At 71.6% G+C, this 23,273-nt stretch carries 25 protein-coding genes and 1 pseudogene; 18 read left to right on the top strand and 8 right to left on the bottom strand.

Features of this window, described 5'->3' with window-relative positions; translation table 11 throughout:
- The first annotated feature begins 72 nt into the window (after positions 1 to 72).
- Positions 73 to 843, top strand: a complete 771-nt coding sequence (locus tag ACFRCG_RS26495; RefSeq protein WP_380035817.1) for a PDZ domain-containing protein — start codon at positions 73 to 75, stop codon at positions 841 to 843.
- Between the two features lie 50 nt (positions 844 to 893).
- On the opposite strand, the pseudogene ACFRCG_RS26490 reads toward ACFRCG_RS26495, so the two are convergent.
- Positions 894 to 1,143, bottom strand: a pseudogene (locus ACFRCG_RS26490) (ABC transporter permease); the annotation flags it as partial.
- 39 nt (positions 1,144 to 1,182) lie between these two features.
- Positions 1,183 to 1,653, bottom strand: a complete 471-nt coding sequence (locus ACFRCG_RS26485; protein ID WP_380035813.1) for an Lrp/AsnC family transcriptional regulator — start codon at positions 1,651 to 1,653, stop codon at positions 1,183 to 1,185.
- A 72-nt stretch (positions 1,654 to 1,725) separates the two neighbouring features.
- Here ACFRCG_RS26485 and ACFRCG_RS26480 point away from each other — a divergent pair, with 72 nt between their 5' ends.
- Positions 1,726 to 3,093, top strand: coding sequence for an FAD-binding oxidoreductase (locus ACFRCG_RS26480; RefSeq protein ID WP_380035810.1), 1,368 nt, complete (start codon positions 1,726 to 1,728; stop codon positions 3,091 to 3,093).
- Positions 3,094 to 3,490: 397 nt separating this feature from the next.
- On the opposite strand, the gene ACFRCG_RS26475 is transcribed toward ACFRCG_RS26480, so the two are convergent.
- Complete coding sequence (locus ACFRCG_RS26475) at positions 3,491 to 3,658, bottom strand: hypothetical protein (RefSeq protein WP_380035807.1); 168 nt, start codon at positions 3,656 to 3,658, stop codon at positions 3,491 to 3,493.
- Between ACFRCG_RS26475 and ACFRCG_RS26470 the strand changes: the two genes are divergently transcribed.
- Positions 3,657 to 4,514 carry a helix-turn-helix domain-containing protein gene (locus ACFRCG_RS26470; protein WP_380035804.1) on the top strand — a complete coding sequence of 286 codons (858 nt, stop codon included), beginning with the start codon at positions 3,657 to 3,659 and terminating at the stop codon, positions 4,512 to 4,514. The genes ACFRCG_RS26475 and ACFRCG_RS26470 overlap by 2 nt on opposite strands.
- A 188-nt stretch (positions 4,515 to 4,702) precedes the next feature.
- On the opposite strand, the gene alaS is transcribed toward ACFRCG_RS26470, so the two are convergent.
- A complete protein-coding gene (gene alaS / locus ACFRCG_RS26465; RefSeq protein WP_380035801.1) occupies positions 4,703 to 6,013 on the bottom strand; it encodes an alanine--tRNA ligase in 1,311 nt (436 codons plus the stop codon).
- A 271-nt stretch (positions 6,014 to 6,284) separates the two neighbouring features.
- Between alaS and ACFRCG_RS26460 the strand changes: the two genes are divergently transcribed.
- The 4 genes from ACFRCG_RS26460 to ACFRCG_RS26445 all read left to right on the top strand — a co-directional run bounded on the left by ACFRCG_RS26460 (position 6,285) and on the right by ACFRCG_RS26445 (position 9,638).
- The gene (locus ACFRCG_RS26460; RefSeq protein WP_143658021.1) at positions 6,285 to 6,647 is read left to right on the top strand and encodes a zinc ribbon domain-containing protein; all 363 of its coding nucleotides are present in this window, start codon (positions 6,285 to 6,287) and stop codon (positions 6,645 to 6,647) included.
- A gap of 93 nt (positions 6,648 to 6,740) precedes the next feature.
- Complete coding sequence (locus tag ACFRCG_RS26455; RefSeq protein WP_380035799.1) at positions 6,741 to 7,547, top strand: SDR family NAD(P)-dependent oxidoreductase; 807 nt, start codon at positions 6,741 to 6,743, stop codon at positions 7,545 to 7,547.
- 109 nt (positions 7,548 to 7,656) lie between these two features.
- Entirely contained in the window at positions 7,657 to 8,961 is a 1,305-nt protein-coding gene (locus ACFRCG_RS26450; RefSeq protein WP_380035796.1) for a nicotinate phosphoribosyltransferase, read from the top strand.
- A 53-nt stretch (positions 8,962 to 9,014) separates the two neighbouring features.
- Positions 9,015 to 9,638 carry an isochorismatase family protein gene (locus ACFRCG_RS26445; RefSeq protein ID WP_380035793.1) on the top strand — a complete coding sequence of 208 codons (624 nt, stop codon included), beginning with the start codon at positions 9,015 to 9,017 and terminating at the stop codon, positions 9,636 to 9,638.
- 436 nt (positions 9,639 to 10,074) lie between these two features.
- Here ACFRCG_RS26445 and ACFRCG_RS26440 read toward each other — a convergent pair whose 3' ends face one another.
- From ACFRCG_RS26440 to ACFRCG_RS26430, 3 genes are all read right to left on the bottom strand, one after another.
- Entirely contained in the window at positions 10,075 to 11,871 is a 1,797-nt protein-coding gene (locus ACFRCG_RS26440) for an immune inhibitor A domain-containing protein (RefSeq protein WP_380035790.1), read from the bottom strand.
- A gap of 369 nt (positions 11,872 to 12,240) precedes the next feature.
- Positions 12,241 to 12,948, bottom strand: a complete 708-nt coding sequence (locus tag ACFRCG_RS26435; RefSeq protein WP_380035787.1) for an RDD family protein — start codon at positions 12,946 to 12,948, stop codon at positions 12,241 to 12,243.
- Positions 12,949 to 13,134: 186 nt separating this feature from the next.
- The gene (locus tag ACFRCG_RS26430) at positions 13,135 to 14,079 is read right to left on the bottom strand and encodes an RDD family protein (RefSeq protein WP_380035784.1); all 945 of its coding nucleotides are present in this window, start codon (positions 14,077 to 14,079) and stop codon (positions 13,135 to 13,137) included.
- A gap of 115 nt (positions 14,080 to 14,194) precedes the next feature.
- Here ACFRCG_RS26430 and clpS point away from each other — a divergent pair, with 115 nt between their 5' ends.
- The 7 genes from clpS (at position 14,195) to ACFRCG_RS26395 (ending at position 18,854) form a co-directional block, all read left to right on the top strand.
- Positions 14,195 to 14,485 carry an ATP-dependent Clp protease adapter ClpS gene (clpS, locus tag ACFRCG_RS26425; protein WP_174861535.1) on the top strand — a complete coding sequence of 97 codons (291 nt, stop codon included), beginning with the start codon at positions 14,195 to 14,197 and terminating at the stop codon, positions 14,483 to 14,485.
- Between the two features lie 88 nt (positions 14,486 to 14,573).
- A complete protein-coding gene (locus ACFRCG_RS26420; protein ID WP_380035781.1) occupies positions 14,574 to 15,170 on the top strand; it encodes a DUF2017 domain-containing protein in 597 nt (198 codons plus the stop codon).
- Positions 15,171 to 15,299: 129 nt separating this feature from the next.
- On the top strand, positions 15,300 to 16,709 hold the full coding sequence (locus ACFRCG_RS26415; protein WP_380035778.1) for an amino acid permease: 1,410 nt from the start codon (positions 15,300 to 15,302) through the stop codon (positions 16,707 to 16,709).
- A gap of 69 nt (positions 16,710 to 16,778) precedes the next feature.
- Positions 16,779 to 17,192, top strand: coding sequence for a Mov34/MPN/PAD-1 family protein (locus tag ACFRCG_RS26410; RefSeq protein ID WP_380002726.1), 414 nt, complete (start codon positions 16,779 to 16,781; stop codon positions 17,190 to 17,192).
- 163 nt (positions 17,193 to 17,355) lie between these two features.
- Positions 17,356 to 17,454, top strand: coding sequence for a putative leader peptide (locus tag ACFRCG_RS26405; RefSeq protein WP_360307782.1), 99 nt, complete (start codon positions 17,356 to 17,358; stop codon positions 17,452 to 17,454).
- A 168-nt stretch (positions 17,455 to 17,622) separates the two neighbouring features.
- Entirely contained in the window at positions 17,623 to 17,904 is a 282-nt protein-coding gene (locus tag ACFRCG_RS26400; RefSeq protein ID WP_380035775.1) for a MoaD family protein, read from the top strand.
- Positions 17,904 to 18,854, top strand: coding sequence for a PLP-dependent cysteine synthase family protein (locus tag ACFRCG_RS26395; RefSeq protein WP_380035772.1), 951 nt, complete (start codon positions 17,904 to 17,906; stop codon positions 18,852 to 18,854). The genes ACFRCG_RS26400 and ACFRCG_RS26395 overlap by 1 nt, the downstream gene beginning before the upstream one ends.
- Before the next feature lie 123 nt (positions 18,855 to 18,977).
- On the opposite strand, the gene ACFRCG_RS26390 is transcribed toward ACFRCG_RS26395, so the two are convergent.
- Positions 18,978 to 19,595 carry a TetR/AcrR family transcriptional regulator gene (locus ACFRCG_RS26390; protein ID WP_380035769.1) on the bottom strand — a complete coding sequence of 206 codons (618 nt, stop codon included), beginning with the start codon at positions 19,593 to 19,595 and terminating at the stop codon, positions 18,978 to 18,980.
- A gap of 143 nt (positions 19,596 to 19,738) precedes the next feature.
- Between ACFRCG_RS26390 and ACFRCG_RS26385 the strand changes: the two genes are divergently transcribed.
- The 4 genes from ACFRCG_RS26385 (at position 19,739) to ACFRCG_RS26370 (ending at position 23,219) form a co-directional block, all read left to right on the top strand.
- Positions 19,739 to 20,713: a zinc-binding alcohol dehydrogenase family protein gene (locus ACFRCG_RS26385; protein WP_380035766.1), complete on the top strand. Its 975-nt coding sequence runs from the start codon at positions 19,739 to 19,741 to the stop codon at positions 20,711 to 20,713.
- A gap of 292 nt (positions 20,714 to 21,005) precedes the next feature.
- Complete coding sequence (locus tag ACFRCG_RS26380; RefSeq protein WP_380035763.1) at positions 21,006 to 21,761, top strand: MBL fold metallo-hydrolase; 756 nt, start codon at positions 21,006 to 21,008, stop codon at positions 21,759 to 21,761.
- A gap of 52 nt (positions 21,762 to 21,813) precedes the next feature.
- Positions 21,814 to 22,539: a ribonuclease PH gene (gene rph, locus ACFRCG_RS26375; protein WP_380035760.1), complete on the top strand. Its 726-nt coding sequence runs from the start codon at positions 21,814 to 21,816 to the stop codon at positions 22,537 to 22,539.
- Positions 22,540 to 22,820: 281 nt separating this feature from the next.
- Positions 22,821 to 23,219, top strand: a complete 399-nt coding sequence (locus tag ACFRCG_RS26370) for a hypothetical protein (protein WP_380035757.1) — start codon at positions 22,821 to 22,823, stop codon at positions 23,217 to 23,219.
- Positions 23,220 to 23,273 lie beyond the last annotated feature (54 nt).

Below are 23,273 nucleotides of genomic sequence, written 5' to 3'. Positions count from 1 at the left end.
AGCGGTGCCTGCGGGGGCGGTGACGCGAGTCCGGTACGGCGTGGACTGTCGCGCCGTGTTTAATTGCCAAGCGTGGCCCGAACCAAGCTCACCCTGCCGGTGTCTCTGCTCCTCGTCGCATGCCTTTTCGGCTTCGCGTTCCTGGTGCCGATGCCGTACGTCCTGATCACGCCGGGCTCGGTCGCCGACACGCTCGGGGACGACGGGGGGCGGCCGGTGGTCGAGATCTCGGGGCCGGCTCCCGTATACCCGACGACCGGGCACCTGTTGCTGACCACGATCCACGCGAGCGGGCGGAACGAGAAGCATCGCCTCGGGTCGCTGCTTTCCGCGTGGTGGGACGAGGAGGAGTCGGTGGTGCCTCGGAAGTCGATCTACCCGGACGGCAAATCGGTCGAGCAGGTCGTCGAGACCAACGTCAAGGACATGGTCAAGTCGCAGGACAGCGCGACGGTCGCGGCGCTTCGGTATCTGGGCAAGTCACCGGAGGACGTCAAGGTCACGTTGCACCTGTCCGATGTCGGCGGGCCCAGTGCCGGGCTGTTCTTCGCGCTGGGCATCGTGGACAAGATGACCGAGGGGCCGTTGACCGGCGGGCGGACGATTGCCGGTACGGGGGCGATCGACACGAACGGCAAGGTCGGCGAGATCGGTGGGTTGCCGATGAAGTTGTTGGCGGCGAAGCGGGCGGGGGCGACGGTGTTCATCCTGCCGAAGGGTGAATGCGGCGAGGCCGGGCGGGTGGGGGATTCGGGCTTGAAGCTGATTCCGGTGGAGACGCTCTCGGGGGCGGTCGATGCGTTGAACGCGCTCAACGCCGGGGGCAAGGTTCCGTCGTGTTGACGCCTTCGGCCTCGATCGCCGGCCGGGCCGGATGGTCGTTCGGCTGACGTCGGGCTTGGGTGGGCTTCGGCGATCGCCGCGATGCCCATGATCATCCGGGGGACACCCGGATGCCGCTGTGCGGCGCCGGCCAGGCCGGTGGCAGCTCGATCCGGAGCGGGATCGTCACGCGGTCATCCCGATCCCGCGTGCGGCGTCCACAAGCTGTGGATCGACCCCGGCCGGCCCGACGATCGTGTTGCGCACGATCGGGAGCGGCGCGTACGACACCAGCGCGACCACGGTCGGCGCGACGCCGAGTGCCGACCGCCGGCGGTTACCGCCGCCCGTCGCCCCCGCTCACCCCTCCGTCACCGCGCACTCGACCAGGGGCAACACCCGATACGGCACCGGGTTCTCCGTCGCGATCGTCGTGGAGGCGCGGACCACCGCCTCCAGCTCGACGATCCCCTCGATCACCTGTTGCAGATGCGCGTTGGAGCGGGCCACGATCCGGCACAGCAGGTCGCCCCGACCGGTGATCGTGTGCACCTCCAGCACCTGCGGCACACACTCCAGGTGTTTGCGCACGTCACGCCCCTGCCCCTGGCGGATCTCCAGGGTCATGAACGCGGTCACCGGGAAGCCGAGCGTGGCCGGGTCCACGTCCGGCCCGAAGCCCCTGATCACGCCGCCCTCGCGCAGCCGGTCCAGGCGCGCCTGTACCGTCCCGCGCGCCACGGCGAGCCGGCGCGAACACTCCACGACACCGATCCGCGGCGTGTCCACCAACAACCTGATCAGCGCGGCATCCAACCGGTCGATCTGCACGGTGCCCTCCCTCGGTGTACTCGGTTCCCGGTGCCTACCCTGGGGCCATTCACGGCCACACCGGGAGGCAGCATGACGACCGACCTGATCGCGGCGCTGCGGGAGGATCTACCCGCGCACGTCCTGGTGACGGACGCGGACATCGCCGCATCGTACGCGCGTGACATGGCCGGCCTGTGTGCGGCCGGTAACCCTGGGGTGGTGGTCCTCGCCGAGACCACCGAACAGGTGCGGCACGTGATGCGAGTGGCCACCCGGCTGCGGGTGCCGGTGGTCCCGCAGGGCGCCCGGACCGGGCTGTCGGGCGGGGCCAACGCGGTCGACGGCTGCATCGTGCTGTCGCTCGTACGGATGAACCGGATCCTGCGCGTCGACCCCGTGGACCGGATCGCCGTGGTCGAGCCGGGTGTGGTCAACGCCGACCTGTCCAAGGCCACGGCCGAGTTCGGCCTGGTGTACCCGCCGGACCCCTCCAGCTGGGAGACCTGCACGATCGGCGGCAACATCGGTACCGGCGCGGGCGGGCTGTGCTGCGTCAAGTACGGCGTGACCGCCGAGTACGTGCTCGGCCTGGAGGTCGTGCTCGCCGACGGGCGGGTCCTGCACACCGGGCGGCAGACCGCCAAGGGTGTCGCGGGCTACGACCTGACCCGCCTGTTCGTCGGCGCCGAGGGCACGCTCGGCGTGGTCACCCGGGCCACCCTGGCGCTGCGCCCCACCCCGCCGCCCGCGTTGGTGACGGTGGCCCAGTTCGCCGACACCGCCTCGGCGGCCCGCGCGGTCTCCGCGATCATGGCGGCCGGGCACACGCCCTCGCTGATGGAGCTGATGGACGGCACCACGCTGCGGGCGGTGAACGCGCTGGCCGCCATGGGCCTGCCCGAGCACAGCGCGGCGCTGCTCCTGATCGCCGTGGACACCCCGGAGCCGGCCGCCGAGCTGGCCGCGATCGAGGCGATCTGTACCGGGGCGGGCGCGTTCGAGGCGTTCACCGCCGAGGACGCCGAGGACTCGGCGATGTTCATGCAGGCCCGCCGGCTCGCGCTGCCGGCCCTGGAGCGGCTGGGCACGAGCATGATCGACGACGTCGCGGTACCGCGTTCGCGACTGGGCGACATGCTCGACGGGGTGGCCGCGATCGCCGAGCGCCACGACACGGTGATCGGGGTGTGCGCGCACGCGGGCGACGGGAACACCCACCCGATCGTGATCTTCGACGCGACCGACCCGGCCGCGGTCGAGCGGGCCGGTCTCGCGTTCGACGCGATCATGCGACTGGGCTTGGACCTCGGCGGCACGATCACCGGCGAACACGGCGTGGGCGTACTCAAGCGGGAGTGGCTGGCGGAGGAACTGGGGCCGGTGGGCGTCGAGGTGCAGCGCGGCATCAAGGCGGCGTTCGACCCGCTGGGCATCCTCAACCCGGGCAAGGTGGTCTGAGGGTGGGCCGAGCGAACCCGGAGCGGGGGATCCGGAGCGGGGACATCCGGAGCACCCGCTGCTCCCTCGGAGGTCCTGTCGACTGCTCCCGGGGTGGCATGCCCCGGGGGTACGTCGGGGTTCGGGTCGTCCTCGGGTAGTAGGCGTGATCGGCACTCCCGGCCGACGCCCGAATGGGGGTACGACACCTAGGTTTGGATACGTCGCCCCTGCTGGGGCGCACGGTGTCGCCCTCTCGGGCGGACCGGGGTGCGTTCGGAGGTGGCGGTCGTGGAGAAGCGGGACAGTCGAGAGGTACGAGTCGCGGCGATCGCGCTGCGCCGCCGTCGACAGGCACGCGCGCAGGCCACCGCCCGTCTCGTCACCGCGATCCGCCGAGCCGCCTGACCGGCTCCCCTCACGATGTACGCCCCCGCCGCCCGGCGGCGCCGTCCACGCCGCCGGCGGTCGGGCGGTCCGGTTCGACCGCGGACTCGTCGACCTCGGGCGGGTCGTCCGGGCACTGCGGATCCAGGGACACATGGTCCCTGGATACCGCTTCGGCCAGGGCCGATGCTGGGGGCATGAGCGATCGACGCGAACTCGCCGGCTTCCTGACGCGCAGCCGGGAGCGGTTGTCCCCGGCCGACGTGGGGTTGCCCGACGGCTCCCGGCGGCGCACCGCGGGGCTGCGGCGCGAGGAGGTCGCGCGGCTGGCCGGGATGTCGGTCGACTACTACGCGCGGCTGGAGCAGAACCGGGTCCCCAACCCGTCGTCGCACCTGCTCGCCGCGCTGGCCCGCGCGCTGCGGTTGGACCAGGACGGTCGCGATCACCTCTTCCACCTTGCCGGGCAGGTACCGCCGGGGCGCTCGTCGGGCCGCGACGCGCACGTGCCGCCGGCGATGTTGCTGGTGCTCGATCGGCTGCACGACGTGCCGGCGCAGGTGATCTCCGATCTGGGCGACGTGCTCGCGCAGAACACGATGGCGGTCGCGTTGATGGGGCCGGGGGTCGGACGCAACATCCTGGTGCGGTGGTTCACCGAGCCGGACTCGCGGTCGCGCTTCCGGGCGGAGGACGCGGATGCCGCCTCCCGTACCCACGTGGCCGATCTGCGGGCCACGGTCGGGCGGCGGGCCGGCGATCCCCGGGCGGCGGCGCTGGTGGCGCAACTGTCGGCGGGGTCGGCGGAGTTCGCGGAGTTGTGGGCCGCGCACGATGTGGCGGTGCGGCAGTCGACGGACAAGACGTTCCGACATCCGTCGATCGGCGACATCACGGTGCGGTGCCAGGTGCTGGTCGCGGCCGAGGCGGATCAGCGGCTGATCGTGTACACGGCCGAGCCGGGGAGCCGGGCGGCGGAGCAGTTGGCGCTGCTTCGGGTGGTGGGCGTGCAGACCATGACGGCCTCGGCGGAGGCGGGCATGGGGCGGGATTGAGCGGGGTGGGGGCGGGCCGGGGCGGCTTGCCTCGCGGCGGGCCGGCCTCCGGCCCGGGTGTCCTCAAGCGCCGGACGGGCTGGGTGACCCGGGTCGACCGGCTGCGCTTCGGGGTGGCGAACGTGCGATGTGGCACGCGTTTCAGCGTGTCCGGCGTTTGAGGACCACCGAGCCGGGAGCGGGTTTTGTTACTGCCCGGTTGGGTTCGGGGGGAGGGTTGGTAGGAGGGTGCGTAGGTGGGGGTGGTCTACCGTCAGGCCGGACTCGCGTGCCGCCTCGATGGTCAGGTCCGGGGGGTAGCCGTGGGAGTCGTAGAGGGTGAATACGGCTTCCGCCGGCAGGTCGGATTCACCTGTCGCCAGGCGGCGGCGGATGGCGCGGTCGACCAGGCGGGTGCCGCGGGTGAGGACCCGGTCGAAGGACTCCTCCTCCCGCGCGGTCACCTCCTCGATCAGGGGCGCCGCGAGGGTGAGTTCGGGCCAGGACGGGCCCAGGTTGCGTACCACGCTCGCGGTGATCGGCGGCAGGATCGCGCCTTCGATGCCGAGCCGGCGGCCGTGCCGGATCGCGCGTCGCATCAGCCGGCGCACAACGTACCCCGTGCCCTCCTTGTCCGGCCGGATGCCGTCCGCGAGCAGGAACGCGATCGCCCGCGCGTGGTCGGTGACCACCTCGAACGAGACCCGGTGGGGATCCTCGCGATCGACGGGGGAGTAGCCCCGACCCGCCGACTCCTCGACCACCGCGAGCGTGGGCCGCAGCAGGTCGGTCTCGACCGCGCCGCCCACGTCCTGGAGGATCGCCGCGAGCCGGTCCAGCCCGAGCCCCGTGTCGACGCCGGTGCGCGGCAGTTCGCCGAGGACGGGAAAGCTCCCGTCGGGCCCGCTCTCGCCGCGCACGCCGCGCATGAAGACCAGGCTCCACAACTCGACGAAGCGCTCCGAGTCCACCGCCGGTCCGCCGTCCGACCCGAACGACGGACCGCGGTCGTAGGTGACGTCCGAGCACGGCCCGCACGGCCCCGGCACGCCCATCGACCAGAAGTTGTCCGCCGCGCCCATCCGTTGGATCCGCGACGACGGCACGCCGACCGCACGCCAGATCCGCTCCGACTCGTCGTCGTCCTCGTACACGGTGATCCACAACCGGTCGCGGGACAGGCCGAAGTGTTCGGTGAGCAGTTCGTACGCGAACGCGATGGTCTCCGGCTTGAAGTAGTCGCCGAAGGAGAAGTTGCCCAGCATCTCGAAGAACGTCGAGTGTCGACGGGTGTACCCGATGTTGTCGACGTCGACGGTGCGGACGCACTTCTGGACCGAGGTCGCGCGGGGGAACTCGGGCTCGACGTCGCCCAGGAACCAGGGCTTGAACTGGTTCATCCCCGCGTTCGCCACCAGCAGGCTCGGATCGGGCGGCAGCAGTGAACCGGACGGCACCGGGCGGTGTCCGCGCGCGGTGAAGAAGTCGAGAAAGGTGGAGCGGATGTGTGGAGAGAGCATGGCGCATCGGCCTTCGCGAGAGCAGCGGGCGGTGGGGGTACACACACGCCGAGCCGGGCCGAGGCGCGCTATCGTGCCCGGTTCGCCGGCCCGACGCCGGTAGCTCGCTGCTCGTGGATCTCCATGCCCCCGACGATAACGGGACGCTTCGCCGGGGTCGACGGGATATCCGGGGCGCGGGCCCGGCGAACCGGGACTCGGGCCCGAAATCCCGGCGCGGGCCCGGTGAACCGGCTTCTCGCGCCGGTCGGCATGCCCTACCGTGCCGATCATGAGCGAGCAGCCACGCAGCGAGGTCCCGGCCGGCGACGGCGGCGACCTGCGCCCGGACATGGCCGATCGACTGCGCTCCTACTGGGGCTTCTCCGCGCAGCGCGAACGCCAGGCCGCGATCGGCCGCGCCGCGCCGCGCAAGCGGCGGCACGTCGAGGTGCAGTGCGGCAAGTGCGGCTCGACCAAGGTGAGTACCGACATCGTCGGCGACTACGTCTGCGGCTCGTGCGCCGCGCGCTGGCGACCGCCGACCGCCGCGGACGGGCCGACCTGTCCCGAGTGCGGCTCGGGCAAGGTGTCCTCGATGCCGTACGGGGACCGCAAGTGCCGGGACTGCGATCACCAGTGGCGACCCAGCTGACCTGCGGTTCCACCGGTACGCCCTTGTTTTGTCGCGCGGTTGCCGATACCCACCGAACCCACGAGAGCACAACGATCCCGTGGGAGGCAGCGCATGGCAGGACGTCTTTTGGACCACGTCGCGGTGATCACCGGCTCGGGCGCCGGCATCGGGCGTGGGATCGCCCGGCGATTCGCGGCCGAGGGGTGTCGGGTCCTGGTCAACGACATCCGCGGTGAGACGGCGGAGCGGGTGGCCGCCGAGATCACCGACACGTTCGGCGTCGAGACGCTCGCGGTGGTCGCCGACGTCACGGTCAAGGCCGAGGCGGTCGGACTGGTCGAGGCCGCGTTGTCCCGCTGGGGACGCCTCGACACGCTGGTCAACAACGCGTGGGGCGGCGGCCGGATCAACCGGATCGAGAACAAGACCGACGAACAGTTCCGGCACGGCCTGGACATGGCGATGTGGGCCGGTTGGTGGACGATGCGCGCGGCGTTCGAGCCGATGCGGGACGCGGGCGGCGGCAGCGTGATTAACATCGCCAGCCTGAACGGGGTCAACGCGCACCGCTTCACCGCCGAGTACAACGTCGGCAAGGAGGCGCTGCGCGCGCTGACCCGCTCGGCCGCGCGCGAGTGGGCGCCGCACCAGATTCGGGCCAACGTGATCTGCCCCGGGGCCAGGACCGAGGCGTTCGAGGCGTACGCGAGGGCGAACCCGGAGGCCGCCGCGGCCGCCGAGGCGCTGAATCCGATGGGGCGGTTGGGCGACCCGGAGACCGACATCGGCGGCGTCGCGCTGTTCCTGGCGAGCGAGGATTCGCGCTACGTGACCGGCAACACCCTGTTCGTGGGCGGCGGGACGCACATCAACGGGTCGACGTGGGCGCCTACGCCGGAGGAGGATCGGATCGGGTAAATGTCCGAAGTGGTGGATGAATGCGGGCTGTTGTGGCGGAATTTCCGTGATGTGCGCCACTCTTGCGAGTAATCGTCAAACTGACGCGTAATCGTGTTATGCTGACGACATGGACACCGCAACCACGGCATTGCTGACGGATCACTACGAGCTGACGATGCTCGAAGCCGCACTGCGCAGCGGTGCGGCGCACCGTCGTTCGGTGTTCGAGGTCTTCGCTCGCCGGCTGCCGGACGGGCGCCGCTACGGCGTGACCGCCGGCACGGGGCGACTGCTCGACGCCATCGAGAACTTCCGCTTCGACGACGAGACGCTGGGCTTCCTCGAGGAGGCCGGCGTGGTCGGCCGGGCGACGCTGGACTGGTTGGCCGGCTACCGCTTCACCGGCAATGTGTGGGGCTACGCCGAGGGCGAGTGCTGGTTCCCCGGCTCGCCGCTGGTGGTGGTCGAGGGCAGCTTCGCCGAGGCGGTGGTGCTGGAGACGCTGATCCTGTCGATCCTCAACCACGACGCCGCGGTCGCCGCCGCCGCGTCGCGGATGACCTCGGCGGCGGCCGGGCGGCCGTGCATCGAGATGGGCTCGCGCCGCACCCACGAGGAGGCCGCGGTCGCCGCGGCGCGCGCCGCGTACATCAGCGGCTTCGCGAGCACGTCCAACCTGCGGGCGGGGCAGCGGTACGGGATTCCGACCCGGGGCACCAGCGCGCACGCCTTCACGCTGCTGCACGACGACGAGCGCGAGGCGTTCGCGGCGCAGGTGGCCGCGCTGGGGGCGGACACCACGCTCCTGGTGGACACCTACGACGTGGCGACCGCGGTGCGGACGGCGGTCGAGGTCGCCGGGCACGAACTCGGCGCGGTCCGCCTCGACTCGGGCGACCTGCTCCTGCTCGCCCACCGGGTGCGGGCGCAACTCGACGAACTCGGCGCGGCCAAGACCCGGATCGTGGTCACCAGCGACCTCGACGAATACGCGATCGCCTCGCTGCGGGCGGCCCCGGTGGACGCCTACGGGGTGGGCACGCAGCTGGTCACCGGCTCGGGACACCCGACCGCGTCGCTGGTGTACAAGCTGGTCGCGCGCGCGATGAGCGACGAGCCGGACGCGCCGCTGGTGCCGGTGGCCAAGAAGTCGCCGGGCAAGCCCAGCCACGGCGGCCGCAAGAGCGCGGTGCGGCGCTACGACGCGGACGGGGTGGCCGAGGCCGAGGTGCTGCGGCCGTTCCGGGCGGACGCGGAGCCGGTGCCGGGGGAGCGGGAACTGCTGGTCCCGCTGGTGCTGGGCGGGGAGATCGTCGGGCGCGAGCCGCTGTCGGCGGCGCGGGCGCGGCACGAGCGTTCGCGTGAGGAACTGCCGCTTTCGGCTACGCAGCTCTCGCGCGGGGAACCGGTACTTCCGACCATTTACGAGTAGGCGCGAGCGGGTTCGTCGGTGGCGACGGGCCGGTCACGAGGAGGCAGGTGGCGATGACCCGGGCATTGATCGTGGTGGACGTACAGAACGACTTCTGCGAGGGCGGAAGCCTGGCCGTCGCGGGCGGCGCGGCGGTGGCCGAGGCGATCCGGCACCACGTGGCGGCCAACGCGGCCGAGCAGCCGCCGGACCCGGTACACGCGGAGACGCCGGCGTATGCGCACATCGTGGCCACGCGGGACCACCACGTGGACCCCGGGGCGCACTTCTCGGCGACGCCGGACTACGCGCGGTCCTGGCCGGTGCACTGCGTCGCCGGGACGGAAGGGGCGCTCTTCCACCCGGCGTTCGCGTCGGCGGTCGAGTCGGGGCGGGTGGAGGAGGTCTTCTCGAAGGGCGCCCACGCCGCCGCCTACAGCGGCTTCGAGGGAGCCGCCCCCGACGGAACGTCCCTCGCCACGTGGTTGCGGGAGCGGGGGGTCACACAGGTGGACGTGGTGGGCATCGCCACGGACCACTGCGTCCGGGCAACGGCCCTCGACGCGGTAGGCGAGGGTTTCGCCACACGGGTGCTCCTGAGCCTCACGGCCGGGGTGGACCCGTCGAGCACGGCGACAGCGCTGGCGCAGCTGCGGGGGGCGGGCGTGGAACTGGTGGGCGAGCCGCTCGCGGGGTGAGGCGGCCTCAAACGCCGGCCGGACTGAGTGGCCTGGCTTGGGGGGTGAGGCGGAGCTTGTGCGTTGGTTGCGCCGGGGGCGGCCGGTCCGGGGCTTGTCAGAGTCGGTGGCGGCCCATCACGGGCTCTGACCAGCCCCGGACCGGCCGCCCGTGACCCAAGGCGCGAGTCTTGCCGCCAACAGCCGGCCCACTCGGAACGGCCTCCGGAGAACCCGACCGGACCACCCTCCCGCTTCCCCGCTGCCGGGCGGTTTCGCCGGCCAATACGCGCGCCTCGTCGGGAGCCCGGGTCTCGGAGCCCCCCACTCCGGGGGCGGCCCGCCCCACGACTCGGACCGGCGCCGCACCGGCACCCCGCACCCCCCACCCCGCACCTCGACGCGCAACGCGCGCCGTCAACTCCCGACGCACTCGGCGACCCCCCAGTGGGCGTTGTCAGGGCGTGGACTTGGTGATTGTGACCCTTGTTGCGCCGCCCGTTCTGGTGGGGCCTTCCGTGTGGATTTGTACGCCGGTGTGGGGGACCTTTACGCCTGTTGTGGGGGAGGCTCCGGACCAGTACGTGGCTGAGTCCGTGAAGGTTGGGGTGCCCGGGCGGGACGGGAAGGTGCCCAGCCGGCCCAGGGTGATTGCGGAGGTTTGTTCGGATTCTGCGGTCAGGGCCGCGTCGGCGGTTTGGAAGCGGGTGGGCAGGGGTTTGCCGGTTGGGTCGCGGAGGGGTTCCGGGTGGATGTCGATCGGGAGGATCAGGCCCTCGCCCGGGTGGCGCGAGACGTCGTTGTCGGTGAACGCGGTGTCCCACAGCCAGATCAGGACGCCCTCGCCGTAGGGGAAGTGGGTGGCCACACGTTTGCCGGCGGTGAGTTGGTACGGGCCGTCGACCAGGGCGGTGTCGGCGCCCACGTATTGGCGGTTCTCGACGATGTACCAGCGTTTTGCGCCGTTGGGGCGTGGGGGCAGTGGGATCAGCAGGGCCTGGGGGTCGCCCGTGGACTGGTTGGGGGCCAGTTGCACCACGGTTTTTTGGGTCGGGTCGACGACCCGGACGTCCAGCCAGCCGAGTTGCAGCTTGTCCCACGCGGAAAGGGCGCCCGGCAGGGAGCCCGCGCCGTCCTCGTCGCCGAGGTAGGCGCCGAGGGCCATCAGTGACCAGAAGCCGGGTGGGCCGTCGGTGGAGTCGCCCCGGTCGTACAGGTCCGGCAGGCCCAGGTTGTGGCCGAACTCGTGTGCGATCACGCCCAGTCCGCCGTTCTCCGGCTGCATCGTGTAGTCGCCCACCCACATCCCCGAGTCCCCGATCGGCACCCCGCCCGCGCGGTTGCCGGCCGGGCCGGTGCGGCCCACCTGGTCGGCCTCGGCGTACCAGCGGTGCGACCAGATCGCGCCGCGGCCCTGTTCGCCGCCGCCCTGGGCCTTGTCCACGCCGGCGTGCACGATCTCCACGTTGTCCAGGTAGCCGTCGGGCTCGTCGAAGTTGCCGTCGCCGTCGAAGTCGTCCCGGTCCCACCGGTCGAACGAGGCGAGCCGCTCGCGGATCCGCGCGGCGCTCGGCCCCTCCGCGGCCCGCGCGTCGTACCAGACCTTCAGCGCGTCGCGGACCAGCGCCCAGACGTCCCGGCACACGTGCCTGCCGCACGCGTCGTTGCCGTAGCGCGCCTCGTTGTACGGCACCCGCACCCAGTCGGCGACCTCGCCGTCGATCGAGTAGCGCCCCGCCGACTGCCGCAGGTAGTACGACGCCAGCGACGGCGCGACCGTGCCCGGGCCGAAGAACAGGTCCTGGTAGTGGTCGCGTTCGTAAGCCGGCCGCCACATCGTGGTGGTGTCCTGGGCCCGGTCCGGCGCGGGGATCGTGTTGTGCCGGGGGCCGGGGTGCGAGCCGTGGCGCTGCCCGTTCGGGCCGTCGAGGCGATCGCCGAACTCGACCAGGATCACGAACACCCGCGACTCGGCGGGCGGTCGGGTCTCGGCGCTGCCCGCCTCCCCCGCCGGCACGGTGCGCGAGGTCAGCCCCGGGTCCTCGGTCATCGCCCGCGCCGCCGCGTCGCGCCGCTGTCGGCGCCGCTCGCTGAACGGGTGCGACAGGTCGTGGTCACGTTCGGCGAAGGCCCCGGAGTCGGCCCCCGCGGCCGGTTCGTCGGGTCTCGGCGCCGCGGGGGTGGGCACCGCGGCGAGGATCAGCAGCGCGCACAGCACGGTGACGAGGGCGGGAGTGACGCGCCTGGGATTCACGAGGAGGCTCCGGGGCTCGGGCGGTCCGAGATCGAGGATCACCACCCCGATCGGTCGCGGGAGGGTGCCCGGAGTCGGGATCGATAAATCCCGATCGCAATCGAATGCTTACATTGCGCGTCGCGCGCAGTAGCGTGAAACAGGGGGGCGTGCACAAAGGGGTGCAGGGGAGGTGGTGCGTCGTGGCAAGAGGAGATCTCTTCCGACTCGGCTACGGCGTATTCGTCACGATCGTCTTGACGGTCTCACTACTCGCGGCATGGGAACCGCGCACCGTGGCGGGGGCTGCCGTCGCCATGGGCATCGGGGTCGCGCTCGGCACGACGACGGCAGTACTCGGAATCCGAGCCCGGCATCACTCGGCTCGGGTCACGCCCCGCGGATGACCGTGGTGTGCGCGGCCTTGTCGTGCAGGCACTGGTGCCAGGGCTGATCCCAGAACTGCCACAGGACGTTGACCAGCCAGAACAACGTGCCCAGACAGGGCACGATGAGCGGAAGGCTGTACACGCCGGCGCGGGTCCACGCGATCGATCCCGCGATGGGCCCGCCGTCGGCCACCCGAACCACCCGGATGCCCATCACCCGCTTGCCGAGGGTGCGGCCGAACCGGTCGAGTTGGAAGCCGTCGTAGAGGAAATAGAGCAGCGAGAAGATCAGCCCCGAGGCGAACTGCGTGCCGAACGACACGTCGTCGTATTCGTTGCCGGTGACCGGCCAGGAGATCAGGCCGGCGACCACGCCGACGATCAGGCTGTCGATGATCCGCGCGACCAGTCGGCGCAGCGGCCCGCCGAGCGTCGGCCCGCCCCCGTACCCGCCGCCGCCCGTGCCCGCGCCGTAGGTCGGCTCCTGGCCGTACGGGCCGCCCTGGCCGTAGGGGTACTGGCCCGTGGGGTCCTGGCCGTACGGCGGCTGCGCGGACGGATCGTGTCCGTAGGGCGGCTGTTGCCCGGTCGGGTCCTGTCCGTACGGAGGCTGGTTGCCGGCCGGTGGTTGTTGTCCATACGGATTCCCGCGCGTCGGGTCGTTGCCGGACGGGTCGGAAGGCGGCGGGGGCGGTGGGCTTCCTGTCATAAAACCGAGTAAAGCGGACAAAAGCCGACGTGAGCGTGACGCCTTCGACCAACCCTGGCGTGTCGCGTCTGTACGGGTGACGGGTGACGGGACGGGCGAGTCGGGCGAGTCGGGCGAGTGGGGTACGTCGGGCTCGACCCGCCTGCCCACCCTCACCCGCCCCCGACCCCCCGCCCGCCCGCCCGGTCAGTCCCGGGCGACGAACGTGCGGGCCGCCTTGTCGTGCAGTCCCTGGCGCCACGGGCGATCGAACAGCCCCCACAGCGCGCCGAGCACGCCGAGCACGAATACGCCCGGGACGTACAGGACCAGCCAGCGCCGTACCGACTGCCACAGCGTGGGGGTGTCGTGGCTGTCCAGGTCGGCCACCCGCAGGCCGAACAGGGTCTTGCCCAGCGAGCGGCCCCACCTCCAGGTGGGCAGCGCCTCGTACAGCAGCGCCGCCGCGAGCACCGTGCCGAGCACGATCGCGAGCGCGGTGCCGGTGGTGCCGTCGAGCAGCCACACCGTGGTGTCGCGACCCTCGTACCGGGCCCGGTCGATCTTGTCCCGGATGTGGTCGACCGCGTCCGGCACGATCGGGATGGCCACCGCGATGCCGGCCGCGAGCGGCACCAGCGCGTCGGCGATCCGGGCGAGCAGGCGCCGGCCCAGGTGCGCCGGCCGCCGCTCGTTGCTGCCGAACAGATCGGCCTGTACCGGCCGCCACGGCCCCGCCTCCCCGTCGGCGCGCGGCGGCGGCACGGTCTCACCCGGCGGCGTCGCCCCCCTCGCCCCACCGGTCGCCCCCGCCGCCCCCGAACGCGGCGCACCCGCGCCGCCCGGTCCCGGCTCGGCGCTCGGCGGCGCGTACATCCCGGTCGACGACATGTCGTACGGCGCGCCCGTGCTGGTGGACAACACCTCGCCGCGGATCACCCGGCCGCCCTGTCCGATCGCCTCCGGCGCGTTGGCCCGGATCGCGGCGCCACCGGCCGCGCCGCCCGCGTCGGCGGTCGGGCCGTCGGCGGGCCGGCCGGGTTCCTCGGCCGGCCGACTGCTGTCCGGCACCCAGGCACCGCCGTCCCAGTAACGGATGTGGCCGGTGATCTCCGGGTCCGGGTACCAACCCGGTGCGGGCGCAGAGGACATGCGCGGGATTTTGCCGTATCCGAGGGGGGACGGGTACGCCCCGGGTCACATCCGGGCACGCCGGCCCCGTCGAGCCGGTTCGCCCGGGCCCTGGGCTGATGGCAGCATGGGACCCATGAGTGTCGCTCCCATCGAGGTCGAGAAGCATCAGCCCGACGAGGATGTCCGGGCCGAGACCCCGTGGGTGTGCATCGTCTGGAACGACCCGATCAATCTGATGTCGTACGTCACCTACGTCTTCCAGTCCTACTTCGGCTATCCGAAGCGCAAGGCCGAGAAGCTGATGCACGACGTGCACAACAAGGGTCGGGCCGTGGTGTCGTCGGGGACGCGCGAGGAGATGGAGCGCGACACCACGGCGATGCACGGGTTCGGGCTGTGGGCGACCATCCAGCACGACAAGTGACGCCCGCGCGGTTCGCACGACCCGGCCGGCCCCTCGGGCGCCCGCCGCACCCTCTCCTCGCCCATATTCTCCGGGAGTTGCACAGCCTGTGAACGGCCTCTTCATGCGCGGACGCTCGGGACGGCCCGAGATCGTCCTGGAGGACATGCACGTGCGAGTGCTGGCCGATCTGTGCGGTCAACTGGTCGAGATGGTCTCGCCCGACGACGAGGCGGTCGATCCGCTGGCCGCCGAACTGGGCCTGACCGGACTCGGCTCGACCGAGGTGCCGGCCACTCCGGACGATCCGGCGCTGGCCCGCCTGTTGCCGGACGCCTACGCCGACGACGTGGAGGCGGCGGCCGAGTTCCGCCGGTACACCGAGACCGACCTGCGGCTGCGCAAGCGGGACAACGCGCGGATCGTGCTCGCCGACCTGGCCGAACTGGTCGACCTGACCGTACCGGCCGAGGAGGACGAGGTCATGAGCGGCCGCGAGCACCGGGTGGTGCTGGACGCGGCGGGTGTGCAGGCCTGGCTCGGCACCCTCAACGACCTGCGCCTGGTGATCGGTACACGACTGGAAGTCACCGAGGACATGGAGGAGTTCGAGGCCAAGCTGGCCGACGACGACCCGCGCCGGTGGTTGTTCGCGGTGTTCCACTGGCTGGGCGGCCTCCAGGACTCGCTGCTCGGAGCGTTGTAGACCCACACCGGGCGCACACGGACCGAACCGGCCATCCCGGCCAAAGGAACACGCCGGAACAATCGGAATACCGGTTTCCACCCCCCATCGTTGGTAATACGGCCTCCGTACCGACGAACGGGAGCGATCATGACGGAGACCGAAGCCGGATCGACCGCCTCGGGGGCCGGGCCCGGTGCGGACGCCGAGGGCTACGAGCGGGGGCTGAACGGCCGGCAGATCCAGATGATCGCCATCGGCGGGGCGATCGGCACCGGGCTCTTCCTCGGTGCGGGCGGGGCGATCGAGAAGGCCGGGCCGTCGTTGATCGCCGCCTACGCGGTGGCCGGCGTGATGATCTTCTTCGTCATGCGCGCGCTGGGCGAGTTGTTGATGTACCGCCCGGTGGCGGGCAGTTTCGCGGAATACGCGCGGGAGTTCTTCGGTCCGTTCGCCGGGTTCGTCACCGGGTGGACGTACTGGATCATGTGGGTGGTCACCGGGATGGCGGAGATCACCGCCGCGGGTGTCTACGTGCAGTACTGGTGGCCGGCGGTGCCGCAGTGGGTGACCGCGCTCGTGGTGCTGCTCGTGTTGTTCGCGGCCAACCTGATCTCGGTCAAACTGTTCGGCGAGTTCGAGTTCTGGTTCTCGATGATCAAGGTGACCGCGATCATCGGGATGATCCTGATCGGCATCGGGGTGCTGATCTTCGGCTTCGGCGAGGCCGGCGACCAGGCGTCCGTATCGCACATGTGGTCCGACGGCGGGTTCGCGCCCAACGGCGTCGGACAGACCCTGCTGGTGCTCCAGATCGTGATGTTCGCGTTTCTGGGCGTCGAACTGGTCGGAGTGACCGCGGGCGAGGCGCAGAACCCGGAGAAGGTGCTGCCGCGCGCGATCAACACCATCCCGTTCCGGATCGGGCTGTTCTACATCGGCGCCCTGGTGATCATCCTCTCGCTGGCGCCGTGGACCGACTTCCACGCCAAGGAGAGCCCGTTCGTACTGGTCTTCGACCGGGTGGGCATTCCCGCCGCGGCGGCGATCATCAACTTCGTGGTGCTCACCGCGGCGCTGTCCTCGTGCAACTCGGGGCTGTACTCGACCGGTCGCATGTTGCGCACGCTCGCGGTGGACGGGCAGGCGCCGCCGCAGGTGAGCGGGCTCAGCTCGCAGCGGGTGCCGGCCATGGCGATCACCGTCTCGGCGATCGTGATGGGCGTGGGGGTGCTGGTCAACGCGCTGGTCCCGGACCGGGCGTTCATGTACATCACCTCGGTGGCCACCGTCGGCGCGCTGTGGACGTGGGGCATGATCGTCGGCTGCCAGTTGCGCTATCGGCGCGCGGTGGACCGGGGGCGGTTGACCGGACACGGCTTCCGGATGCCGGGCGCGCCGTACACGGGCTGGGCGGTGCTGGCGTTCCTGGCGATGGTGGTGGTCCTGCTCGGCTTCTCGGCGGACACCCGGATCGCGCTGTACGTGGTGCCGATCTGGGTGGCGTTCCTGGTGGTGGCGTACATCCCGGTGCGGCGCGCGCACGGGGCGCGGGCGTGAGCGCGGGGGTGGAGCCGGCGCCGGCCGCGGGGGCACGCGGGTCGCGCGGGTGCTCAGTACGCTCGGGGCATGCTCACCATCACCGCAGCCCTGCGCGATCGCATCGTCGCCCACGCCCGTGCCGACCACCCCGACGAGGCGTGTGGCGTGGTCGCCGGGCCCGAGGGCAGCGACCGCCCCGAGCGGTTCGTCCCGATGCTCAACGCCGCGCGCTCGCCCACGTTCTACGAGTTCGACTCGGCCGACCTGTTCAAGCTCTACCGGGAGATGGACGACCGGGACGAGGAGCCGGTGATCGTCTACCACTCGCACACCGCGACCGAGGCGTACCCGTCGCGCACGGACGTGTCGTACGCGTCCGAGCCGAACGCGCACTACGTGCTCGTGTCCACGCGCGAGGAGGACACCTACGAGTTCCGGTCGTACCGGATCGTCGACGGCGTGATCACCGAGGAGGAGGTCAACGTGGTGGACGCCTACTGACCGGGCAACGGTGGGCGACGGCCCGCCGCCGGCTCACCCTCGCCCCGCCGTCGTCTCACCCGTCGATATGGGATGTTCCGGAATACGAGATCACATCGGAGCGCCCCGGGGGAATGGCTAGCATGACCATATGCGTTATGCGGGCGTGAATACGACGGAAGCGGTGCCGGGCGGAGCCCCGGGTGCCTTCCTCGTCGCACGCCTGCACGTCGACCTGTGCCGACTCTCCAGCGCCCTCTGTCGCGCTGCGCGCGTGGGCTGATCCCGAAGTCGGATCGGCCCACCAGGCACCCCAGGCAGCAGGCACGTCCCGCAGCACCGGCGCATATGAACGACCCCCCGCCCCACCGCCTCCGATGGAGCGTCGGGGGTGCGGCCCGCGTCCGGACTGCGTTCTCTCCGTTCGCGTCACAACCAGAGGAGCGCATCCATGGCCATCGAGGTCCGCATCCCGACCATCCTCCGTACCTACACCGACGGCGCGAAGGCCGTGCCCGGCAGCGGCGCCACGCTCGCCGACCTGCTGGTCGACCTGGAGGCCCGGCACCCGGGCGTGCGTGCTCGGCTCGTCGAGGAGAACGGCGAACTGCGCCGCTTCGTCAACGTCTACCTCAACGACGAGGACGTGCGCTTCACCGGCGGTCTGACCACCAAGCTGGACGACGGCGACACCGTGACGATTCTTCCGGCGGTCGCCGGCGGCTCGATCTGATGCGTTACGAATCGTTGCTCGACTCGGTGGGCCGGACCCCGCTGGTCGGCCTGCCGACGTTGTCGCCGTCGCCGACCGTGCGGGTGTGGGCAAAGCTGGAGGACCGCAACCCGACCGGTTCGATCAAGGACCGCCCGGCCCTGCACATGATCGAGGCGGCCGAGCGGGACGGGCTGCTCACGCCGGGGTGCACGATCCTGGAGCCGACCTCGGGCAACACCGGCATCGCGCTGGCGATGGCGGCCAAGCTCAAGGGCTACGAGATCGTCTGCGTGATGCCGGAGAACACCTCCGAGGAGCGCCGCGAGCTGCTGCGCATGTGGGGCGCGCGGATCATCGCCTCACCCGCGGCGGGCGGGTCGAACACCGCGGTGCGGGTGGCCAAGGAGCTGGCGGCCGAGCATCCCGACTGGGTGATGTTGTACCAGTACGGGAACCCGGCCAACCCGGACGCGCACTACGCGACGACCGGCCCCGAACTGCTGGAGGACCTGCCGACGATCACCCACTTCGTGGCGGGTCTGGGTACCACCGGCACGCTGATGGGCGTCGGGCGCTACCTGCGCGAGAAGGTCCCGGGCGTGACGATCGTGGCGGCCGAGCCGCGCTACGACGACGTGGTGTACGGGCTGCGCAACCTCGACGAGGGGTTCGTGCCGGAGCTGTACGACGGCGACGTACTGACCACGCGCTACTCGGTGGGCTCCGCCGAGGCGGTCGGGCGCACTCGCGAACTGCTGGAGAAGGAAGGCATCTTCGCGGGCATCTCGACCGGCGCGGTGCTGCACGCCGCGTTGGGCATCGCGCGCAAGGCGGTCAAAGCGGGGGAGTCCGCCGACATCGCGTTCGTGATCGCGGACGGCGGGTGGAAGTACCTGTCGACCGGGATCTACACGGCCGAGTCGACCGAGGCCGCGGTGGAGGGGCTGCACGGGCAACTCTGGGCCTGAGGCTCCTGTTCGCTTGTTCGCTCTTCGTGCCCTCTTCCCTGTTCCCGTATCGAGGCCGCTTCCCGCCTCCCGGTTCGCGCCGGGGGTGTGGAGGCGGCCTCGACGCGTTGGGGGCGCGGGTGTTCAGGCGGCGGTGAGCAGGGCTTGGGCCAGGGTGCGTACGGCGGCGGCGACTCGTTCGCCCTCGCCCTGTTCGAGCAGGCGCAACACCGATTGGCTCTGCAAACCGGCGAGCAGGAGGTGGGCCTGCGTCTCGGCGTCGAGGTCGGGGCGGCGGGCGGCGAGCAGATCGGCGATGTGTCCGTGCCAGAACCCGTAGACCGGGTGTGCGGTGCGCGGATCCTCGGTGGGGTCGGCGGCCGGTTTCGGGGTGGTGCTCGCGGCGTGGCCGAGCGCGGCCATCAGGCCCTTGTTGCGGGCGACCACGTCGACGATGGCGTCGAGGAACGCGAGCAGGCGCTCCCCGGGCGGGGCGCCGGGGCCCAGCGGCGGCGGGCCGGTGGTGACCGCCGCGGTCAGGGCGAGTGCGCGCTCCGCCATCAGGGCCTCCATCAGGCCCATCCGGCTGCCGAAGCGGTGGAACACCGTGCCCTTGCCGACGCCCGCCGCCGCGGCGACCTGCTCCATCGAGATCCGCTCCGGGCGGTGCCGGGCCAGCAGTTCCTCGGTGGCGCGCAGGATCGCGCGCCGGTTGCGGGCCGCGTCGGCGCGTTCGGGGCGGTCGGTGGGGGCTTCGGGCATCGCGTTCCTCATCACTGGTCGAGGCTTGTGATCCATGGACAACTTGACCGGCGGTCCAGTACGTTCGAAGTCAACTTGACCGGTGGTCCAGTTTGGCGCCGGGTCGGGTATCCACCATGTTCTCCTGCCGCCCGGAGGGTCGAATGCGACGAGTCCGCTATCACGAGTACGGCGATCCGGAAGTCCTCACCGTGGAGGAGGCCGACGTGCCGACGCCCGGCCCGGGACAGGTGCTGATCCGGTGCGAGGCGATCGGCGCGAACTTCGTCGACACCCGGTTCCGGCGCGGGCCCGCCGCCGGTCCGTTGTTCCGGCGGCCGTTGCCCGGGATGCTCACCGGTGACGTGGTGGGCCGGGTCGAAGCGCTCGGCCCGGGGGTGAGCGGGCCGCCGGTCGGTGCGCGCGTGGCCGCGCTGGCGGAGGACGCGTTCGCCGACTTCGTGCTCGCCGACGCCGAGTGGGCGGTGGTGGTGCCCGACGGGCTCGACGCCGGTGTGGCGAGCGCGCTGCCGCTGGCCGCGCCGGTGGCGTTGCGGGCGGTGCGGACCGGGCGACTGGCCCCGGGCGAGACGGTGTTGGTGCACGCCGCCGCCGGGGGAATCGGCCACCTCGTCGTGCAACTGGCCGAACTGCTCGGCGCCGGTACGGTCGTCGCCACCGTCGGGTCGGCCGCCAAGTTCGACTTCGTCCGGGCGTACGGCGCCGACTTCGCCGTCGACTACTCCGCCGCCGACTGGCCGGAGCGGGTGCGGGAGGTCGTGCCCGGCGGTGTGGACGTCGTGCTGGACTCGGTGGGCGGGGAGATCCTGCGCCGCGGCTTCGACGTGGTGGCGCCGTTCGGGCGGGTCGTGGTCTACGGCGCGGCGAGCGGCGACGTGTCCGGCATCGCGCTCACCGACCTGTTCGCCCTCCGGTCCGTGGCCGGCTTCTCCCTCCTGGCGTGGCGCGCCGCCGCCCCCGAACGGGCCCGCGAGGAGGTGGCCGAACTCACCGAACACCTCGCGTCGGGCCGGCTGCGCGTGGCGGTTCACACGACGCTCCCGCTGACCGAGGCGGTACAGGCCCATCGACTGCTGGAAGAACGCACCCAACGCGGCCGGATCCTGCTCGTTCCCTGAGGCCGCCGAAGCGGGCGGTCGTCGACTTTCCCGCCGTCCGCCGGTGCGCGGGTGGGGTGGGCGGTATGACGTCGGTTACTCCGGGGGCGTTGTGTGGGGGCGCGTGGGGGGTCTCTGCGTACTCTCGGGGGGTGGTGTTCGTATCCAGCGGCGCGCCGAGCGGGATCGTCGATTCCGGGGTCGGTGGCCCTCCCGTGGCCCGGGCCGGGTTCGAGTGGTCGCCGCATGTGGCCGGTCGGCCGACGCGGGGTGTGCTCGGGGTCGCCGGCGTCGACGTGTTCGGAGCGCTCGCGTGAAACTTACCGTCGTCGGGTGTTCCGGCAGCTATCCCGGACCGGACAGCCCCTGCTCGTGCTACCTCCTGGAGGCCGACGGGGTGCGGATCCTGGTCGATCTCGGCAACGGCGCGCTCGGCGCCCTCCAGCGCCATGCCACGCTCGGCTCGATCGACGCCGTACTGCTCAGCCACCTGCACGCCGACCACTGCCTCGACCTCGCCTGCTACTTCGTGGCCCGCAAGTACTGTCCGGCGGGGGAGTTGCCCCGGCTGGCGGTCTACGGGCCGGCCGACACACACGAGCGGATCGCGCGCGCCTACGACGTCGAGGGCGCGATCGACAACGGGCGCATGGCCGAGGTGTTCGACTTCCGCACGGTGGTCACCGGCACCTTCGACGTGGGCCCCTTCCGGGTCACCGCCGACCGGATGCCGCACCCCGTCGAGTCCTACGCCTTCCGGATCGAGGCGGGCGGGCGATCGCTGGTCTACTCCGGTGACACCGGAGTCAGCGACGACCTGGTGCGCATCTCGCGCGGCGCGGACCTGTTGCTGTGCGAGGCGTCGTTCGAGCACGGCCGAGAAGACCTGCCGCACGTGCACCTGAACGGCCGGCAGGCCGGCGAGCATGCCGAACGGGCGGGCGTGGGTCGGCTGTTGCTCACCCACATCCCGCCGTGGACCAGTCGCGAGCGCAATCTCGACGACGCCCGCAAGACTTTCACCGGCGCGGTCGACCTGGCCCTGCCGGATGCCTCGCACACGGTCTGAGCCCGGCGCCGGGCGGTCCGGAACGGCACCTGCCACGGCTTAGGCTGGAGGCATGTCACGAGTAGACGGCCGTACCCCCGAGCAGCTCCGCCCGATCGGCTTCCAGCGCAAGTGGCTCGACCACGCCGAGGGCTCGGTCCTCGTCGAGTTCGGCCGTACCCGCGTCCTGGTCGCCGCCAGCGTCACCGAGGGTGTGCCGCGCTGGCGCAAGGGCAGCGGCGAGGGCTGGGTGACCGCCGAATACTCGATGTTGCCGCGCGCCACCCACACCCGCGGCGACCGCGAGTCGGTCAAGGGCCGGATCGGCGGGCGCACCCACGAGATCTCGCGGCTGATCGGCCGCTCGCTGCGTGCGGTGATCGACACCAAGGCGCTCGGCGAGACCACCATCCACCTGGACTGCGACGTGCTCCAGGCGGACGGCGGCACCCGGACCGCGGCGATCACCGGGGCCTATGTCGCGCTTGCCGACGCGGTGACCTGGGCACGTGAGCACAAGCTCACCCGCAAGGGCGCCAACCCGCTGATCGGGTCGGTGGCGGCGGTCAGCGTCGGGATCATCGACGGGGTACCGATGCTCGACCTCCCGTACGAGGAGGACGTGCGGGCCGAGACCGACATGAACATCGTCTGCACCGGGGACGGGCGCTTCGTCGAGGTGCAGGGCACCGCGGAGAAGGAGCCCTTCGACCGGGCGCTGCTGAACGACCTGCTGGACCTGGGCACCCTGGGCTGCGCGGAGCTGACGGCGCTTCAGCAGCGCGCCCTGGAGGGCTGAGCGGCCGAACGGCGCAGCCCCGGAGGCGGCGAGGCCCAGACCTCGGGTCCCGGGGCCTGCGGGCGGCAATGGTGGTGCCCCGAGGGGGTGTTCCCGGCATACCGTGGCAAACGGTGGTCACGCGCCGGTTGCGAGTGTCACGTACACGCAACCGACACGCACCGGGTGTGCGACCGTCGGCCCGGCGCGGCCCGGGACACCAGTACGGTCATGGCACCTGGTCATCCCGATCAGTGGCAGCCACGACCGGGCCCGACGGCCCGTCCCTGACGAGGAGCACCATGTTCCGCGCCACGTACCGTCCGCGCCGGGTCCTGCGCGTCACGATCGCCGCCACCGCCATGGCGGGCGCGTTGTTCGCCACCGCCGCGTGCAGCGAGGCGCAGAAGGCGATCTCGTGCGCCGAACTGGCGATGAACCTCACCAACGACGTCTCCGATCTCGGCAAAGTGCTGAACGACCCGCCCGCCGCCCGCAAGGCGCTCGACAACCTCCAGAAGACCTTGAACGACAAGACCAAGGACCTGGACTCCGACGACGCGAAGAACGCCGCGAACGGCCTGGGCGACGTGATCACCCAGCTCAGCACCAAGGCGGCGAACGGCGGCAACCTCAGCGCGAGCGACGTGCAGCCGCTGATCAACGGCGCGAAGAACCTGACCACGATCTGCGTCAAGTAGCTCGCCCGGGGGCGGCGGTTCGAGCGGATCGAGCGGGACACACGGGGAGCGCCG

It is taken from the genome of Embleya sp. NPDC056575 (assembly GCF_042793325.1).
Classification (GTDB): domain Bacteria; phylum Actinomycetota; class Actinomycetes; order Streptomycetales; family Streptomycetaceae; genus Embleya.
Note: the sequence above shows the minus strand (reverse complement) of the source record. Positions and strands in the feature narration are given on the sequence as shown.

Coding starts and splice junctions, on each gene's coding strand:
- ACFRCG_RS26460 (WP_143658021.1), top strand. CDS start 6,285: ATGAGCGAGCAGCCACGCAGCGAGGTCCCGGCCGGCGACGGCGGCGAC.
- alaS (WP_380035801.1), bottom strand. CDS start 6,013: ATGCTCTCTCCACACATCCGCTCCACCTTTCTCGACTTCTTCACCGCG.
- ACFRCG_RS26390 (WP_380035769.1), bottom strand. CDS start 19,595: ATGCCCGAAGCCCCCACCGACCGCCCCGAACGCGCCGACGCGGCCCGC.
- ACFRCG_RS26395 (WP_380035772.1), top strand. CDS start 17,904: ATGCGTTACGAATCGTTGCTCGACTCGGTGGGCCGGACCCCGCTGGTC.
- ACFRCG_RS26415 (WP_380035778.1), top strand. CDS start 15,300: ATGACGGAGACCGAAGCCGGATCGACCGCCTCGGGGGCCGGGCCCGGT.
- ACFRCG_RS26480 (WP_380035810.1), top strand. CDS start 1,726: ATGACGACCGACCTGATCGCGGCGCTGCGGGAGGATCTACCCGCGCAC.
- ACFRCG_RS26445 (WP_380035793.1), top strand. CDS start 9,015: ATGACCCGGGCATTGATCGTGGTGGACGTACAGAACGACTTCTGCGAG.
- ACFRCG_RS26470 (WP_380035804.1), top strand. CDS start 3,657: ATGAGCGATCGACGCGAACTCGCCGGCTTCCTGACGCGCAGCCGGGAG.
- ACFRCG_RS26430 (WP_380035784.1), bottom strand. CDS start 14,079: ATGTCCTCTGCGCCCGCACCGGGTTGGTACCCGGACCCGGAGATCACC.
- ACFRCG_RS26435 (WP_380035787.1), bottom strand. CDS start 12,948: ATGACAGGAAGCCCACCGCCCCCGCCGCCTTCCGACCCGTCCGGCAAC.
- ACFRCG_RS26455 (WP_380035799.1), top strand. CDS start 6,741: ATGGCAGGACGTCTTTTGGACCACGTCGCGGTGATCACCGGCTCGGGC.
- ACFRCG_RS26385 (WP_380035766.1), top strand. CDS start 19,739: ATGCGACGAGTCCGCTATCACGAGTACGGCGATCCGGAAGTCCTCACC.
- rph (WP_380035760.1), top strand. CDS start 21,814: ATGTCACGAGTAGACGGCCGTACCCCCGAGCAGCTCCGCCCGATCGGC.
- ACFRCG_RS26475 (WP_380035807.1), bottom strand. CDS start 3,658: ATGCCCCCAGCATCGGCCCTGGCCGAAGCGGTATCCAGGGACCATGTG.
- clpS (WP_174861535.1), top strand. CDS start 14,195: ATGAGTGTCGCTCCCATCGAGGTCGAGAAGCATCAGCCCGACGAGGAT.
- ACFRCG_RS26400 (WP_380035775.1), top strand. CDS start 17,623: ATGGCCATCGAGGTCCGCATCCCGACCATCCTCCGTACCTACACCGAC.
- ACFRCG_RS26410 (WP_380002726.1), top strand. CDS start 16,779: ATGCTCACCATCACCGCAGCCCTGCGCGATCGCATCGTCGCCCACGCC.
- ACFRCG_RS26450 (WP_380035796.1), top strand. CDS start 7,657: ATGGACACCGCAACCACGGCATTGCTGACGGATCACTACGAGCTGACG.
- ACFRCG_RS26370 (WP_380035757.1), top strand. CDS start 22,821: ATGTTCCGCGCCACGTACCGTCCGCGCCGGGTCCTGCGCGTCACGATC.